At 71.3% G+C, this 15570-nt stretch carries 10 protein-coding genes; 4 read left to right on the top strand and 6 right to left on the bottom strand.

What is annotated here, in order from left to right; genetic code table 11:
• Positions 1–7: 7 nt before the first annotated feature.
• Positions 8–415 carry a YciI family protein gene (locus ACGFNI_RS26345; RefSeq protein ID WP_393687127.1) on the bottom strand — a complete coding sequence of 136 codons (408 nt, stop codon included), beginning with the start codon at positions 413–415 and terminating at the stop codon, positions 8–10.
• A gap of 850 nt (positions 416–1265) precedes the next feature.
• On the opposite strand from ACGFNI_RS26345, the gene ACGFNI_RS26340 reads away from it, so the two are divergent.
• Entirely contained in the window at positions 1266–2183 is a 918-nt protein-coding gene (locus ACGFNI_RS26340) for a hypothetical protein (RefSeq protein WP_393687126.1), read from the top strand.
• A 395-nt stretch (positions 2184–2578) separates the two neighbouring features.
• Here the strand turns inward: ACGFNI_RS26340 and ACGFNI_RS26335 are convergent, their stop codons facing one another.
• Both ACGFNI_RS26335 and ACGFNI_RS26330 read right to left on the bottom strand, forming a co-directional pair.
• Positions 2579–4216, bottom strand: a complete 1638-nt coding sequence (locus tag ACGFNI_RS26335) for an ATP-binding protein (RefSeq protein WP_393687125.1) — start codon at positions 4214–4216, stop codon at positions 2579–2581.
• Positions 4217–4639: 423 nt separating this feature from the next.
• Positions 4640–6853: an MMPL family transporter gene (locus ACGFNI_RS26330; protein WP_393687124.1), complete on the bottom strand. Its 2214-nt coding sequence runs from the start codon at positions 6851–6853 to the stop codon at positions 4640–4642.
• 269 nt (positions 6854–7122) lie between these two features.
• On the opposite strand from ACGFNI_RS26330, the gene ACGFNI_RS26325 reads away from it, so the two are divergent.
• Both ACGFNI_RS26325 and ACGFNI_RS26320 read left to right on the top strand, forming a co-directional pair.
• Positions 7123–8349: a sensor histidine kinase gene (locus ACGFNI_RS26325; protein ID WP_393687123.1), complete on the top strand. Its 1227-nt coding sequence runs from the start codon at positions 7123–7125 to the stop codon at positions 8347–8349.
• Positions 8346–9095 (top strand): response regulator, encoded by a 750-nt coding sequence (locus ACGFNI_RS26320; RefSeq protein WP_393687122.1) that lies wholly within the window; start codon positions 8346–8348, stop codon positions 9093–9095. The genes ACGFNI_RS26325 and ACGFNI_RS26320 overlap by 4 nt, the downstream gene beginning before the upstream one ends.
• 20 nt (positions 9096–9115) lie before the next feature.
• On the opposite strand, the gene ACGFNI_RS26315 is transcribed toward ACGFNI_RS26320, so the two are convergent.
• On the bottom strand, positions 9116–9778 hold the full coding sequence (locus ACGFNI_RS26315) for an SGNH/GDSL hydrolase family protein (protein ID WP_393687121.1): 663 nt from the start codon (positions 9776–9778) through the stop codon (positions 9116–9118).
• A 61-nt stretch (positions 9779–9839) separates the two neighbouring features.
• The gene (locus tag ACGFNI_RS26310; protein WP_393687120.1) at positions 9840–11366 is read right to left on the bottom strand and encodes an FAD-dependent oxidoreductase; all 1527 of its coding nucleotides are present in this window, start codon (positions 11364–11366) and stop codon (positions 9840–9842) included.
• Between the two features lie 182 nt (positions 11367–11548).
• On the opposite strand from ACGFNI_RS26310, the gene ACGFNI_RS26305 reads away from it, so the two are divergent.
• Complete coding sequence (locus tag ACGFNI_RS26305; protein WP_393687119.1) at positions 11549–14830, top strand: BTAD domain-containing putative transcriptional regulator; 3282 nt, start codon at positions 11549–11551, stop codon at positions 14828–14830.
• On the opposite strand, the gene ACGFNI_RS26300 is transcribed toward ACGFNI_RS26305, so the two are convergent.
• Complete coding sequence (locus ACGFNI_RS26300) at positions 14818–15552, bottom strand: acetoacetate decarboxylase (protein ID WP_393687118.1); 735 nt, start codon at positions 15550–15552, stop codon at positions 14818–14820. The genes ACGFNI_RS26305 and ACGFNI_RS26300 overlap by 13 nt on opposite strands.
• Positions 15553–15570: the final 18 nt, after the last annotated feature.

Here is a 15570-nt window from a genome sequence, read left to right as displayed (position 1 = left end):
TGAGAGGTCACTCCGTGATGGTGGGCGGTGCGGTCAGGAACGGGCGCAGCTCCAGCCACTCATGGATCGGCTTGCCGCCCGCACCGGGGGCGGCCGACAGCTCGCCGGCCAGCTCAACGGCGCGCTCGTAGCTGTCGACGTCGATCACCATCCAGCCGGCGATGAGATCCTTCGTCTCGGCGAACGGACCGTCGGTGACCGGCGGGCGCCCCTCACCGTCGTAGCGGACCCACTTTCCCTCGGGGGCGAGCGCCTGACCGTCGACGAACTCGCCGGTCTTCTCCAGCCGGGCCGCGAAGTCGTTCATGTACTGCACGTGGGCCGAGATCTCCTCCGGCGTCCACTGATCCATCGGCACGTCGTTGACCGCCGCCGGAGCGCCGCGGTAGTGCTTGAGCAGCAAGTACTTGGCCATCGTGTTTCTCCTCGGTGCTGGTGCGACCCATTTGTGGTCGCGTTCATTGCGGGGACGGAGCCAGCCACGGGTTCTCGACATCCCCGTCCGAATTCTTTGGCTCTCATCGTGAGACAAGGACCACCCGCTCTACCGGATCCGCCGCACCCTGCTCACCCGTGTCCAGCCCCGCCGCCGGCCGCAAAACCCTTCCGCGACGTCACCCACTACAGGATCCGGATCCTGCTCGCCGCAGACGGCACCCGCCCCTACCGGCGCCCGCCACATGCAACGTAGTTGCCGTCTCCTCGAACGCAGTCGAGCCAGGCTATTGACAGGGCAGCACGGGGTGGGTGGGGTCCTCCTCGCGCCCGATCTGCGTCACCCCCCGGGCATACTGACCGCAGAACTCCACCAGCTCCTCGAAGCTGACCGCTGTCAACGCCTCTGCCCCCGGCATCGGTACAGCACGGCCGATGACGTAGTGATGACGCGTGACCATACACGGCTGGCTTTTTTCACGACTCGCAGCAACAGTTGATCACGGTTGCGGGAGGCGCTCGCAGAGCGGCGAGGCCGATGTTCACCAGTCCGGGCAGCAGCCCGGAGAGCGCGCAGGGAAGTCGAGCGAGCCGTCTTCGCCGACCAGCTCGGCACGCTGCGCCGCATGCTGACCGACCGCTCCGGCAACGACCTGGGCCGGGCCGTTCTCACACGGTCGCGCCACTGAACAGCAGCATCGCAACAGGTTCGTCAGGGGCCCGGGGGCAGGCGACACAGGCGCGGAAACCAGCGCCCGCCCCGGGGACCGCCCACCTCCCCCTCCTCTGGATCCACCCCAACCCACCCCGCCCACGGACAGGACCGCACGATGACCGACCACTTCGCCCGCTGGGGCGCCCTGCCACCGGACCGCTACATGACGCGCACCCAGCTCGCCGACCTCGACCAGCCCCGTGAACCCGGCGGACCGGTCAGGGCCACCGTCGAAGGCCGCGACGGCGCCGGACGGCGCGCCACCTTCGATCTCTACCTGATCAGTGAGTCCCGCCCCACCCGCGCCAGTGCCGCCCAGCTCGCCGCAGCTGCCGCCCGCCGCGCCACCGGCACCCGCGTGTGCGAGCAGTGCGGGGCTCGCCCTGATCTGCCGTGCACCCGCGTTGGTGACTGGCTGCTGTGCCGCACGTGCGCCCACATCGACATGCTGCGTGCCCGTCAGAAGCAGGCCGCCGAGGCACGCGCACGCGCTACTGCGTATGCCGCCGAGCTGCTGGCCGACGAGCGCCTTACGGTCCTGCACGTCGGCTACACGGACCACGGCGCCACCTCGGCCGGCACCCTCCGCACCCCCTCAGCCGCCCACCTCACCGCCCTCGACGCCGACAGCCAGGTCCTGCTCGACCTCCAGGTGCGGCTGGTGCCACCCCGCTCGGAGGACATCCCCGAAGGGGCCATCGGCCCGACCGCCGCCGCCACCGCCACCGCCACCGAGCGGATCCGTCTCGCGCTCACCGGGCGCATCATGCTCGTCTGGGCCGCCGACAGCCTCGGCCATCTGAGCAACAGCGAGGCCCTCGACGACGGCTGGCCCTTCCCCACCGGCTACGGCCGCCGCCATGAACTCTGTCACCTGGCCACGGACTGGCGCGGCGACCTCGACCCGAAGACCGGCCAGCCCTGCCCCGCCATGCCGCCGGGCCGCGCCGACCGGATGCTTCATCTTCTCCAGCGGATCGCCAGCCCCGCCGACCACTACCTCGGCCAGGCTCCTCCCGCCGGACAGAAGTGACCACCTCGCCTGCATACAGGGTGAGAACTAGCGCTGAGGGAAGCCCGCGGTCGCCACTGTGCTCGTGAGCCCGCCCTCGGCTACGGAAATATGTACGACGGAGCTCTGCCCGCGGGAGATACTTCGCGGGCAGGCCGTGACGCGATACGCGATGCGAACCGACGGCCGGCGCATTTTGTCAGCATCGCCGCAGCCAGCACATACCGCTTCCCGCTACGATCCCGGAGCCCGAATGTCCCTGCCCCGCCCGGACAAGCCCGACTACACAAAGGTGTTTGTGGAACCCGTATACGCCGGGCACGAGCCGTACACAGGTGCTGAACACGACGACGAAGAGCCCGGAGCCATGCCCGCCGCCCGAGGCCCAGCAGGTGCAGGCACGCAACTTCATTAACTCACGCTGTTTTCTCGTGCTGCGGTGCGGAGAGGGTGACGACCAGTCCTGTGGGGCTGTTGTGAGTGAACTCCAGAGATCCGCGGACCGATTGGAGCAGGCTTCGCGCGATCGAGAGGCCGAGCCCCGTCCCCTTGGTGTCCGTGTGGCGTGGGCTGCGCCAGAAGCGGTCGCTCACCCGGCTCATCTCCCCATCGGTCAGCCCGGTCCCGGTGTCTGCCACATGCACTGCGGCGTCATCGGCCCGGAGCGCGGTCACGACCGTCACCTCATCGCCGGCCAGGGTGAACTTCAGGGCGTTGTCGAGCACGGCGTCCAGTGCGCCGGCGAAGGAGACGGGGTCCGTCCAGGCGAACAACTGGGGCGGTCCCTCCCATCGCAACGCCACCTCGCGCTGTTCGGCGGTGGGCAGCCACGCGGTCACTCGGTCCTGCGCCAGGCTGGTCAGGTCCGTCCGCTCGGCCTGGACCGCTGCGTGCTCGGCCAACGCCAGGTCCAACAGTTCATCGAGCACCGTTGCCAGACGGTGTCCCTCCTCCCGGACACCGGCGACGTCTTCATTCCCGTCGGGCAGTTCCAGGGCGAGCAGTTCGAGGCGCAGCAGGAGAGCGGTGAGGGGGTTCCGCAGTTGGTGGCCGGCATCGGCGACGAACGCGCGCTGCTGCTCCAGTAGCAGTCCGGTTTCCTCGGCCTTCCGCTCGTATGCGTGGTCGCGGGGGGAAGGGCCTCGTCTCCGGAGGAGGCCGAAGAGGCGGCTGGAGGCACGCTGCCGGGGTTGGGGGTGGGGTGGGTGGTTGTCCGCGTTGTCCGTGACTGCCGTGCGGACAATCCCCTCAGGTGCCTCTGCCTCCTGTTCCGGGGAGGCCGAGAGGTGCGTCAGTTCTTCGTCCTGCTCGTCCAGGGCGTCCGTGATGCGCGTGCGTACAGCCGCGTACGAGGGGTGGAGGGGGATGCCGGCCATCTCGCCCACCGCGCGTCGGCAGGTCTCCACCGCCTGCTGTGCAGCGACGTTGATCTGCTCGGCGGACCGATTTGCCCGACGGGCGCGCCTCAAGTCGCTGCCGGCATCTGCCAGGCTCCGCTCGGCTTCGTCAAGTGCCTTGTGTACTCCGGCCACGACGTCCCTGCGGGACTCGGCCAGAGCGCGGTGGTATTCCGCTTTGAGGGATTCGTGCTCGGCCTGGAGCACGGAAACCATGTTCAGCAGGACCAGTACCATCTGCTGCGATTTATGCAGGGCCCTCTCGGTTCGCAGCTGACGTTCCCGTGCCTCGTCGAGGCGCAAGTACAGCTGGTCGCCCCGCGTGAGCCGCGGGGCTTGCGGGTGGGCTCGGGGCACACGCCCCCGCGATGCGTCCTCGGCCTCCCGCCACAGGGACCTGGCCTGCGCCAGCTCCTTGTCCCTCATTCGGGGCTCCGGCACCAGCCCGGTGACCAACTGCTCCAGCAGATCGGCGGGGATGAGCTTGGCTCCGGACAAGTACTTGCTCCACGCGTCTCGGCCGGTCCCGAAACGCTCCTCCAACCGACGCAACGTCATGCCACGGCCACGAGTGAGGCGACGCAGCCATGCGGCGAGTCTGTTGGCCTGCTCGGTCTCGCCCTTCAGCTCGCCGTGCTTTCGCCCCTTGTCAGGCATCGCCTTCCGCCTTTGTCCGCTGTCAACAGGGCCTTTGTCCGCACGCGAGCTGGCCCTACGCGCTTTCCTTGGACGGACAACTCCCCCCGGCCTTCAGTCTGGTGCCATCTCGTGCCCCATGACAAAAGGTCTTCATAGCCATGTTCATGATGCCCCCACGTGCCGTTGGCGCCCTGCAACGTGCGCTTGTCCTCGCGCTGGTCGTCCCGGCGCTGCTGCTCGTCACCCTTGCCGCTCTCCCCGCGCTTGTCGTCCTGCCGTTCAGGCAGGACGGAATAGACCGGAGCATCCGCCTCATCCGTGCTCATAGCGACTATGCGCGCGTGCTCCTCAGGGGCAGCTGTGGCCGCTAGATGAGTGAGACCCGCCAAGCAGGCACGACTTCGGACTCACTCATCCAGCTGTGCCACCCGAGCCGCTCGGTCAGTACGCCGTGACCCGGTCGGGCTCCGGAGCGGGTGCGTTCGTCCGGTGCTGCGGGTGGCCGCCCGTGGTGGGCCTCGGGCGGAACGGCCACCAGATGCTCCGGCCGAGGAGTGCCGCGAGGGCGGGGACCAGCACCAGGGAAAGGACGAGCGCGGAGAGCATGATGCCGAGTGCCATCGCGAAGGCGATTTGTTCGTTTCCCGGGGTCGTGGCGAGCGTGGCGAAGGAGCCGGCAAGGACAAGACCGGCCGTTGCGATGGCCGGTGTCGTGTGCCGTACCGCGCGGGACACAGCGGCGCGGGCCGGGCCCGGTCGTTGCATCTCCTCCCGGATCCGGTCGGCGATCAGGATGTTGTAGTCGGTGCCCAGTGCCACGACGAACAGGAACAGCACCAGGGGGAGGGTGAAGTTGACGCCCGGCTTGCCGAGGACGTGCTGGAACAGCAGCGTGGCGGCGCCGAGGGTGGCGGCGAAGCCGAGTCCGACGGAGAGCATCAGGACGACCGGGGCGAGCAGGCTGCGCAGGAGCAGCAGGAGGATCAGCGCGATCAGCGCTGCCGCGACCGGGAACACGGTCTTCAGGTCGCGGTCGACGGCGGTGGAGATGTCGGCGAAGATCGCCGCCGTCCCGCCCACGTGTGCCGTCGTCCCGGCGGGTGCGTGCCGGGCGACCGCGACCCGGATCGGTCCTGAGGCCAGGTCGCGGGCCTGTTGGCTCTGCGGGGACGCGGTCGGGTAGAGGTCGATCCGGGCGGCACGGTGGTCCTTGTCGAGGGTGGTCTGCCCTACCTTGCCCACGCCTTTGACCTGGGTGAGCGCGTGGGAAAGGCCGTCGAGTCGGGCGGTGGTGAGGGCGCCGCCGTCCTTGGCGGTGACGAAGACGCTCGTCGGGTCCGACACTCCGGCCGGCAGCGTGCGGGAGATCTCGGCCGCGGTGGCCGCGGCGGGGGTCAGGTCGCCGGAATCGCCCCGGCCGTAGTCCATGCGGATGCCCGTCAGCCCGGCGGCCAGCGCGGCGAGCAGGGCGACGGAGGCGGTCAGCATTGTCAGCGGTCGTCGGGTGACCAGTGCGCCGAAGCGGGCGGCACGGCCCTCGCTCGGCTCGTGGTGAAGGGTGTTGGACGGCCAGAACATCTTGCGTCCGGCGGCTGCGAGCAGCGCCGGCAGCAGGGTGAGGCTGCCGAGCAGCATCACCAGGACCGCGACGGCGATCGCGGGGCCCAGGGAGCGGAACTGCCCGAACGTCGCCAGGCCCAGCGTGGCGAACGCGGCCACGATGGTCAGCGCCGCCGAGGTGATCGCGGTGCCCACCCGGCCGGAGATCTGCTCGGCCGCTTCGCGGGCGGGCTGCTCGGGCCGGTTGCGCAGTTGCTCGCGGAAGCGGAACAGCAGGAACAGCAGGTAGTCGATGCCGATGCCGAGCAGGACCACGTTGATCAGGTTCGGGGTGCTCGCGTCGAGCTTGCGCCCGGTCAGCAGCGCGGCACCCGCGACGGCGCCCACCGCCACGCCGCCGATCATGGCGACCGCGAGCAGCGGTAGCAGGGCCGCCAACGCACTGCGGAACACCAGCACGTTGAGCAGGACGATGAACCCCATGACGAGGGCGCCCCCGACCTTCGCGGCGGTCTCGTGGGCATCGGTGGTGTCGACGGTGTCGGCGAGACCCCCGGTGAAGCCGGTGCGCATCCCCGCCTCGGAGAACTGCGTCCGGGCGGCGTCCCGGAAGGTCCGGTAGACGCCCTGGACCCCCTTGTCCGACGGGTTCCCGAGCAGTTGGACGGAGAGCAGCTCGAAACTCCGGTCGGGGGCCGTCATCGCCGGGGCGATCCGGGGCGTCTGGGAGCGGTCCGGGAGCAGGAACGTCGGGCCGTCGTCCTCCTCCCTGGGCATGGTCACCCGGCGTTGGCCCAGCTTCGCCGCCTCGGCCTCGACCCGCTTCTGGTCGGCGGCGCTCAAGGCTCTGCCGTCGGACCTGGCGACCAGCACCGTCACCGTGGTGGCATCGGGGTTCACCCCGAACCGCTCCTCGGCGATCTGCGAAGCGGCGGCCGAGTCGTAGCTGCGGGGCAGGAAGTCCCCTGCCTGGTGCTGGGTGACGCGGGCGATCAATGTCGGGGCCAGGGCGCTCAGTGCGACACCCAGCACCGCCCAGAGGGCGATGACCTTCCACGGGTGTCTGGTGGAGTATCCGGTCAGGGCGCGGATCACGATGTCCTCCGGCGGACGGACTTGCATGCGGACGTCTGCCGGGGGCTCCCGGCCGGTCTCCAGACCATCATCGCGAGGGGCCGTCAGGCGTCGTGGCAGCGGATGATCCGGACCGGGGCCCTGGATCCCTCCCAGGCCCGCGACCAGGACCCTGGTCCTGGTCCCGACCCAGGTCAGCGCCCGGAACGGTGGCCGCGAACCGCTACCACCGCGGCTGCTGTGCCACGCTGTCCCGGGGGCCGGGAGGCCGGACACAGGGAGAACAAGACATGCTCAGGAGCCGACGCGTCGGGCCCGGTGATGCCCGGGAGCCGCTGCACATCGACAGCGGCGAGCCGCCGTGGACCCGTAACGACGCGCTCGTGACCGGCGGAGCCTGCGCGATGAACCTGCTCAGCTACGTGTTCTTCAACGCCCCCGACGGCCAACACGACGTGAGCGTGGCCGGGTTCCTGCTCGTCGCGCTGGCGGCCATGCCGCTGCTCGCCCGGCGCCGCCACCCGGTGGCGGCGCTCGCCGCCGCACTGGCACTCGATGCGACGGCCGCCCTGGCCGTACCGCTGCCCAGCCACTTCGGTGCCGTCCTGGTGGTCGCCGTGTACTCGGTCGCCAGGGCCTGTCCCGGTCGGGTGACGGCGGTCGCGGCCTTCGCGACGGTGTCGCTGACGCTGCTGAGCCAGAGCGGCAACCGGATTCCGCCCTGGCAGGAGGCCATTGCCCCGCCTCTCTCCACCTTGATCGTCGTCGGCACCGCCATGGCGGTCAACCGCTGGCAGCGGGAGGTGGCGGCCCACCGCAGCCTCCTTGCCGACCGTGCGGTGGCCGACGAACGCCGCCGCATCGCACGGGAGTTGCACGACATCGTGGCCCACCACATCACCACCATGCAGCTGATGGCCGGCGGAGCACGCGCCAACCTCGCCCGACCGGAGGTGGCCCAAGAAGCCCTGGTCACCCTGGAGTCCTCCGGGCGGCTCGCGCTGCGCGAGATGCGCCAACTCCTCGACGTACTGCGGGCAGGCGACGAACCGGAGACCGCGCCGTCGCTGCCCCAGCCCGGCGTCGACGACCTCGACCGTCTGGTGGCCGAGTCCCGCATCGCCGGACTGCCGACCGAGTTCAGCGTCCGCGGGCCGCAGCGCCCGCTGCCACCGACCGTCGGCCTCACGGTATTCAGGATCGCCCAGGAAGCCCTCACCAACACCCGCAAGTACGCGGGGCCCGCCCGCGCTTCCGTGCAGCTGACTTATCGTCAGGATGGGGTCACCGTCGAGGTGCGGGACGACGGCGGGGGCACACCACCGCAGGAGGGGGCGCCGGCGGCGGACTCAGGTGGATACGGCCTGATCGGCATGCGTGAGCGCGTCGCCCTGCACGGCGGCACCCTCACCGTCGGCCCGCAGGCCGACGGGGGGTTCGCCGTGACGGCCGAGCTACCGCTGACCACGGACGAGTCGGCCGAGGCGACCGTCCAGCACGAGGGAGCGCGCCGATGACCGGGACCGGGCCGACGCCGCCGCGGATCAGGGTGCTCATCGTGGACGACCAGCCGCTGGTCCGGCGCGGCCTGTCGCTGATCCTCTCCCCCGACCCGTCCTTCGACGTGGTGGGCGAGGCCGAGAACGGCGCGCAGGCCGTCACCCTCGCCGGCCGGCTGCGCCCCGACGTCGTGGTGATGGACATCCGGATGCCCGTCCTCGACGGAGTCGGCGCGACCGGGGAACTCGCCGCCACCCTGCCCGCATGCCGGGTCCTGGCCCTCAGCACCTTCGACCTCGACGAGTACGTCGTGGGCGCCCTGCGCGCCGGGGCCTACGGGTTCCTGCCCAAGGACAGCTCACCGGAAGACCTGAGCGCGGCGATCCGCACCGTCCATGCCGGCGAGGCCGCCGTCGCGCCGCGCCTGCTCACCCGGCTGATCTCCACCTACGTACGGGCACCCCACGGTGCGCCGGCGGCGCCCACCGGCATGGGTGAACTCACCCCCCGCGAGGTCGAGGTGTGGCGTCTGATGGCCACCGGCCTCGACAACACCGGGATCTCCCGCACCCTGGAGATCAGCCTCTCCACGGTCAAGAACTACATCACCAGCATCTTCGACAAGCTCGCCGTCCGCGACCGTGCCCAGGCGGTCATCGCCGCCTACGAATCGGGCCTGGTCACCGCCCGCGCGGCAGCCGGGGATCCGCCCGGCGGCGGGCACAGCGCACCACGGTCCCCTCGCCCCACACCCGGATCGTGACGGCGCGAGACGAGGCGCGGTCACGCGACCAGGCGCAGCCAGGCCGCCGCGAGTGCGGCGTGACCGGCCGGCGTCGGGTGCACGCCGTCCTCGGCCCAGTATTCCGGTCCGGTCGTCGCGGCGAGTTCGGCGAACATGCTGTCGGCGGGCAGCAGTTGAGCGCCGTATTTATCAGCGAGTTCCCGCACGGCCTGGATCTTCGGGTTCAGGTCGGCGCGCCATTCCTTTCGCTCTTCCTCGCCGATGAGCGCGACACCGGCCTCGACGACACCGTGGATCGGCAGGAGGAACGGCTCGATGAGGATCAGCTCCGTGCCCGCCTCGGCGAGGGGCGCGAGCAGGCGGTCATAGCCCGCTGCGAACTCCTCCACGGGGATCACGCGCCCCTGCGGGTCCAGCGTGTGCCAGCCCATGTCGTTGACCCCGACGAGGATCGACACCACGTCCGGGCGCGCGTCGAGCACGTCGGCCTGCCACCGGGGTTCGATGTCCCTCACCTTGTGGCCGGCGATCGCGGAGTTCAGCCAGGTCACGGGCCGGTCGGGGTGCTGGAAGCCCCACTCGCCCGCAATGCGCAGCGGGTAGCCGAACCCGAGTCCGTCCTCACTCTCCAGCCGCTGGCAGTCGGTGATCGAATCGCCGGTGAACATCACGGTGGTTCCCGGGCGGATGGTGATCGTCATCTGTGCTCCTTGATAGGCGGGTTGGGGGAAAAGGGGGTTCATCAGGGAAGGGAGCGGCGGCTCAGGTTCCCGGATTGCCGAACCACTGGTCGGCGGCGCGCTCGAACGCTTTCCGGTCGACGTCGCGCTCGCCCGCCCAGGCGACGATGCCGTCCGGACGGATGAGCACGGCACCCAGTCCGAGGTCGTTCTTCGCCTTCCCGGCCACGTATCGCAGGCGGCTCTGCCGGGCCTTCACCGCGTCGCGCAGGCGGCGGTCGGTGCTGAAATCGAGCGCGACGCCTCGTCCGTCCTGCAACAACTCGCCGAGGCGAGTGCCGTCTTCGAGACAGAGGTCCGGGGCGTTGCGGCCGACCAGCGGCTGTTCGCTGCCGAGGTCGTAGCGGATCGACGCTCCCGACATCCTCTCGAACACGTAGGTCGTTCCGTCACGGGTTCCGAGCAGGTCGCGCATCACTCCTTGAACCGCCTGGCCGTGCGGGTCCGGCCGCATGGCCGCCACCTGGGCGCGCGACCAGTCGAGCACCCCTGCACCGACCGGATGCCGTTCGCGGGTGTAGGTGTCGAGCAGCCCGTCCGGCGCGTGCCCGTGCACGGTCGCCGCGAGCTTCCACCCCAGGTTCATGGCGTCGCCGATGCCGAGGTTGAGTCCCTGTCCGCCGAGGGGTGAGTGGATGTGCGCGGCGTCGCCAGCGAGCAGGACGCGCCCGAGCCGGTAGGTCGTCGTCTGCATCGCCCGATCGGTGAAGCTCGATGCGAGGTGGACGTCGCTCAGCGTCACGCCGGTGCCGGACACGCGGCGCAGCACCACCTGGAGGTGGTCGAGGGCCGGCTGCTGCGAGCGGTCGAACGCGCCGCCGTCGAAGTCCATCACGCCGATGTGCCCCTCGGTGGGCATCCGGAGATACATGCCCGTCGGCGTCAGGTTGATCCCGGGGCTCAGCTCGTCGGGATCGGCGACCGTGGCGAGCATGACGTAGCCGGTGAACAGCGGTTCGGTGCCGGCGAATGCGAAGCCCGCGAGCCCGCGGACCGCGCTGCGTCCGCCGTCGCAGCCGACGAGCCAGCGCGCCGCGTACGCATGCTCACCTGCGTGCGCGACCACGCCCTCGTCGTCCTGCGCGACGGCGGATACCGTGACGCCGCGCCTGATCTCCACGCCGAGCCGGGAAGCCCGCTCGGACAGCACGGACTCGACCGCTTCGAGGTGCGTCAGCACGCCGTCCATCGCCGGGCCGGGAAGCCGAAACGGCAGGGCGGCGAGGTCAACCTTGGCCGGATCGAGCACCATGCCGGCGAAGTGGCCCACGCCACGAGGAGGTGACGGCTCGTCCGCGTCGGGATCCGGATCCGGGCCGGGATCGTCGGGGACGCCCGACGCCGTCAGCAGGGGGTGCAGCATCCCGCGGCGGTAGAACGCCTCGACCGACCCGGCGGACAGGCCCCGCATCCCGAGCGGATCCGCCCGCCACGGGGAGCCGGGCTCCGGCTCCCGTTCGAGCACCAGGACCGAGCAGCCCGCGAGGCCAAGCTCGCAGGCGAGGAACAGACCGACCGGCCCGGCACCCACGATCACTACGTCATGCATGAGAACTCCCTTTCTGATTCTGAAACTGGTTCTTCTGAAACGGGTTCTTCTGAAGCTGGTTCTCTGCGACACGCCAAGATTGCCGGGGGCTGCTCACACGGTGCGCACACGGCGTTGACACGAGGGCACACGGGCACTGCCCTGATGTGAGGGCCCGGCCGTGCGCGTGCGACGATCGGGGAATGGACGGGGGTGCGCGGCTTCGAATCACGCTGCTCGGCGCCTTTCAGCTGTCCCGTGGCGACACCGCCCTGCCCGTACCGGGTGCCCGCCTGCAGGCTCTGGTCGTACGGCTGGCCCTCGCCGGCGGGCACGCGGTCGAGCAGCGCGGCCTCATCGACGCTATCTGGGCCGATGACCCGCCGGCCGATCCGGCCCACGCCCTGCAGGCCCTCGTCTCGCGGCTGCGCCGGAGTCTCGGCTCGGCGAGCGGGGTCGCGCAGTTCGCCGGCGGCTACCGGCTGGCCGTGGAAGCGGCCGACGTGGACGCGCTGCGGTTCGAGCAGCTCGCCGCCGAAGGCCGTGACCGGCTGCGCGACGGCGACCCCCAGGCCGCGGCGGCCGTGCTCGGTGCGGCCGTGGCGCTGTGGGGCGACCGTCCCGGCGCCGAGCCCGCGGTCGTCGCCGCGGTGGCGCCCGCCGTCGCGACCCGGCTGGCCCATGCCTCGATCGAGGCCGTCGCCGACCTCGCCGACGCCGAGCTGGCGCTTGGCCGTGCCGACGAGGCCGCCGCCCGTCTGGCCGCACTCCTCGCCGAACACCCCGTCCACGAGCGCGCCGCGGCACTCCTCATGGACGCGCTCGCCGCCCAAGGGCGCCAGGCTGATGCCCTCGCCCTGTACGAGCGGGTCCGCGAGCGCCTGGCCGACGTCCTCGGCACCGACCCGGGCGCCGCCCTGAGCGAACGTCACCTGCGCCTGCTGCGCGCCGAGCGGCCCGCCCCCGACACCGCTCAGGTCAGGCGGAGCAACCTGCCAGCGCCGCTGACCAGCTTCATCGGCCGCGACGACGACCTGGCCCGGATCGGTACGCTGCTCGCCTCCGGGCGCCTGGTGACCGTGCTCGGTCCCGGCGGCGCAGGCAAGACGCGTCTGGCGGTCGAGGCCGCCCGCCGCCACCTGCACGAGTACCGCGACGGCGGATGGCTGATCGACCTCGCCTCCGTCACCGAGCCCGCGAAGGTCGGCGCGGCACTGCTGGCCGCGACCGGGCTGCGCGGCTCGGCGCTGTTCGAAGCCTCGGCCAAGCTGCGCGGCGACGCGGGCGGTGAACTGGACGTGCTGGCTGACCAGTTGGACGGCCGGGAGAGCCTGCTCGTGGTGGACAACTGCGAGCACGTGATCGACGCGGTGGCGCACCTGATCGCGGCGCTGCTGGCCCGCTGCGCCACGCTGCGGGTGCTGGCCACGAGCCGGGAGCCACTGGCCGTCGACGGCGAGGCGCTGGTCCCGCTCGGCCCGCTGCCCCTGCCCGAGCCGCACGAGGAGGTCGAACAGGCCCGCCGTACGGCGTCGGTGCGCCTGTTCACCGAGCGGGCGGCGGCCGTGCGGCCAGGGTTCGACGTCGACGAGCGCAACGTCGGCGAGGTGCTGCGCGTCGTCCGCAGCCTGGACGGCCTGCCGCTCGCACTCGAACTGGCCGCGGCCCGCCTGCGCACGCTCTCGCTGGCCGGCCTGGCCGCCGGGCTGTCCGACCGGTTCCGCCTGCTCACCACCGGCAGCAGGACCGCCTTCCCCCGGCATCGCACGCTGCGCGCGGTCATCGCGTGGAGCTGGGACCTGCTCGGCGCGGACGCCCGCACGGTCGCGGAGCGCGTCTCGGTCCTGCCCGGCGGCGTCACACCGGCCTCGGCCACCGCGGTCTGTGCCGGCACCGCGGTGCCCGCCGCCGAGGTACCGGAGCTGCTCGCGGCCCTGGTCGACCGGTCATTGCTGCAACTCGCGCCGGACACCGGCCGGTACCGGATGCTGGAGACCATCCGCGAGTACGGCCTGGAGCGCCTGGCCGAGCAAGGAACCCTGACCAACGTGCGGGACCTGGCCGCCCGTTACTCCGCCGAACTGGTCGCCCGCCACGACCCGCTGCTTCGCGGCCCCGGGCAACTCGACGCACTCCACGTGCTGCACGCCGAGTACGACAACGTGCTCGCCGCCCTGCGCCACCTCTGCGACACCGACGACGCCGCGGGCGCGCTCGCCCTCGCGGTGGACCTGATCTGGTATTGGCAGATGCTCGGCCGGCATCCCGAAGCGGCCTACTGGCTCGGTGAGGCGGTCGCGCTGCCGGTCGCGCGGCCGAGCATGACACGCGATATCGCCGAGGGGTTGCTGGCGCTCAACACCGTCGACACCCAGGGTGCGTCGGCCAACGACTGGATCAAGAAGCGGCGCGAGGAACTGCGGGCGCTCACCGGCCGGTTGCTGAGCCATCCGGATCTGCCGGGCCTCCGTGGCGTGCTGACCGCGGTCGAACTGGCCACCCTGACGGAGACCGATGTGTCGCCGGCGGTCCTCCAGCAGCTGGTCGACGGGCCCGACGGGTGGCTGGCCGGTATGGCCCGCTTGTTCCGGGCCCAGTTCGCCGAGAACGACGGCCATCTCGACCAGGTCCGCAGCGATGTGCGCGCCGCGCTGGAGTGCTTCGCCCGAGCGGGCGACCGCTGGGGCCTCGCCAAGGCGCTGCCACTGCACGCGCTGATGCGCCAGTACGACGACGATCTCGACGGCGCGCTGGCCGACCTGAACGAGGCCAAACGGCTGGCCCGCGAGTTCGGATCGCTCAGCCTCAGCGACGAGATCTTCGTCGAACTGCGCCTGATCGATCTGCATGTGCGGCTCGACGAGACCGCGCGGGCGGCCGAGGTGATCGCCATGGCCCGGGAGCGCGCGCTGCGCTCGGCGTCGCCCGGGATGGCGATTCTGCTCGACGCGCGGGAAGCCGCTCTGTGGGTGCGAACCGGCGATCTGGCACCGGCCCGCGAGCTGGTCGAGTCGGTCGATGCCAGGCTGTCCGCGCATGCCCTGTTCGACGCCGACCAGGGGCAGGCACTGGTCGGCGCGGTGCGGGGCATGCTCTGTCTCGGACTCGGCGACGGGCCGGGCGCCGAAGAGGCGCTGGGCCGGGCATACACCGCGGCGGTCAACAGCAGGGACATGCCGATCGTGGCGACGGTAGCGGTGACCGTGGCCGGCCTCGCCGCGCTGTACGGGCGGTACCGCGAAGTCGCCGTCCTGCTCGGCGCGGCGGCCCGGCTGCGCGGCGCCCACGACCGCACCGATCCGCAGGTCCACACGCTGAGCAGCCGCAGCCGAGCCGCGCTCGGCGACGAGCCCTTCGCCGATGCGTACGAGACCGGCTGGCAACTGGACGCACCGGCGGCCCTGACCCGGACCGATCCGGCGCGGCTGCGCGGCATGCCGCCGTCCGCGTCACCTCCCGAGCCGGGCGGCGCTCAGGCCAGGTAGTCATGGACCGGCCGGGCGGGGGCGAGGGTGAGGTCGGTGGTGATGTGGCTGGCGCTGACCACCTCGCGGACGGGGAGGTCGGCCAGGGGTGCCATGACGTGCTGGGAGAGCTGGAGGCGGGCCGGGCCGTGCCAGGCTTCCTTCACGGTGATGTCGGTGATCTGCGTGCGGACCAGGTCACAGACGCGGGGCCGGGAGTCGTAGCCTGGCACCGTCTTCACGGCGAAGGTGGGCACCGTGATCTGCGCGCGGGCCTCCTCCGGGTCGAGCGGTTCCCACTTGTACGCCATGGTGGCGGTGGCGACGCGCTCGCTGCCGTAGTCGAGGGTGCCGATCAGGGCGCCGCGCTCGTGGCGCAGCGCGGGTTCGCCGGCGACCTTCGGGTACGCGCTGAGCTCGCGCCCCGCCGCGGTGGCTCCGAAGGAGTCCAGGTACATGACGTGCAGGTACTCGCCGTACTCGTCCCCGAGGCGTACCGGGATGACCTGACCGCACTCCGTGTACGGCCCGTAGCCGTCGACCTCGCCCATTTTCATGATCTCGAAGCGCACCAGCGGCTCGACGATCTCCAGCGGCTCGGGGACCACCGCACGAAGGGCTTCCGGGTCGGTCCGGTAGACGACGTTCAGGTATTCGCGGTCGGTGAAGCGGGTGGTCCGGGGCGGGTAGAGCGGGACGGTCAGTGGGGTGGTCACCGCGGTCGCTACCTGGTCAGCGCGCATGGCGTGCTCCTCGCATTT

The sequence above is a fragment of the Streptomyces sp. NPDC048644 genome (assembly GCF_043199105.1).
In the GTDB taxonomy this organism is placed as follows: domain Bacteria; phylum Actinomycetota; class Actinomycetes; order Streptomycetales; family Streptomycetaceae; genus Streptomyces.
The sequence above is the reverse complement of the archived record's forward strand: the minus strand, read 5'-3'. Positions and strand labels throughout refer to the sequence as shown.

Coding starts and splice junctions, on each gene's coding strand:
- ACGFNI_RS26345 (WP_393687127.1), bottom strand. CDS start 415: ATGGCCAAGTACTTGCTGCTCAAGCACTACCGCGGCGCTCCGGCGGCG.
- ACGFNI_RS26340 (WP_393687126.1), top strand. CDS start 1,266: ATGACCGACCACTTCGCCCGCTGGGGCGCCCTGCCACCGGACCGCTAC.
- ACGFNI_RS26335 (WP_393687125.1), bottom strand. CDS start 4,216: ATGCCTGACAAGGGGCGAAAGCACGGCGAGCTGAAGGGCGAGACCGAG.
- ACGFNI_RS26325 (WP_393687123.1), top strand. CDS start 7,123: ATGCTCAGGAGCCGACGCGTCGGGCCCGGTGATGCCCGGGAGCCGCTG.
- ACGFNI_RS26320 (WP_393687122.1), top strand. CDS start 8,346: ATGACCGGGACCGGGCCGACGCCGCCGCGGATCAGGGTGCTCATCGTG.
- ACGFNI_RS26315 (WP_393687121.1), bottom strand. CDS start 9,778: ATGACGATCACCATCCGCCCGGGAACCACCGTGATGTTCACCGGCGAT.
- ACGFNI_RS26310 (WP_393687120.1), bottom strand. CDS start 11,366: ATGCATGACGTAGTGATCGTGGGTGCCGGGCCGGTCGGTCTGTTCCTC.
- ACGFNI_RS26305 (WP_393687119.1), top strand. CDS start 11,549: ATGGACGGGGGTGCGCGGCTTCGAATCACGCTGCTCGGCGCCTTTCAG.
- ACGFNI_RS26300 (WP_393687118.1), bottom strand. CDS start 15,552: ATGCGCGCTGACCAGGTAGCGACCGCGGTGACCACCCCACTGACCGTC.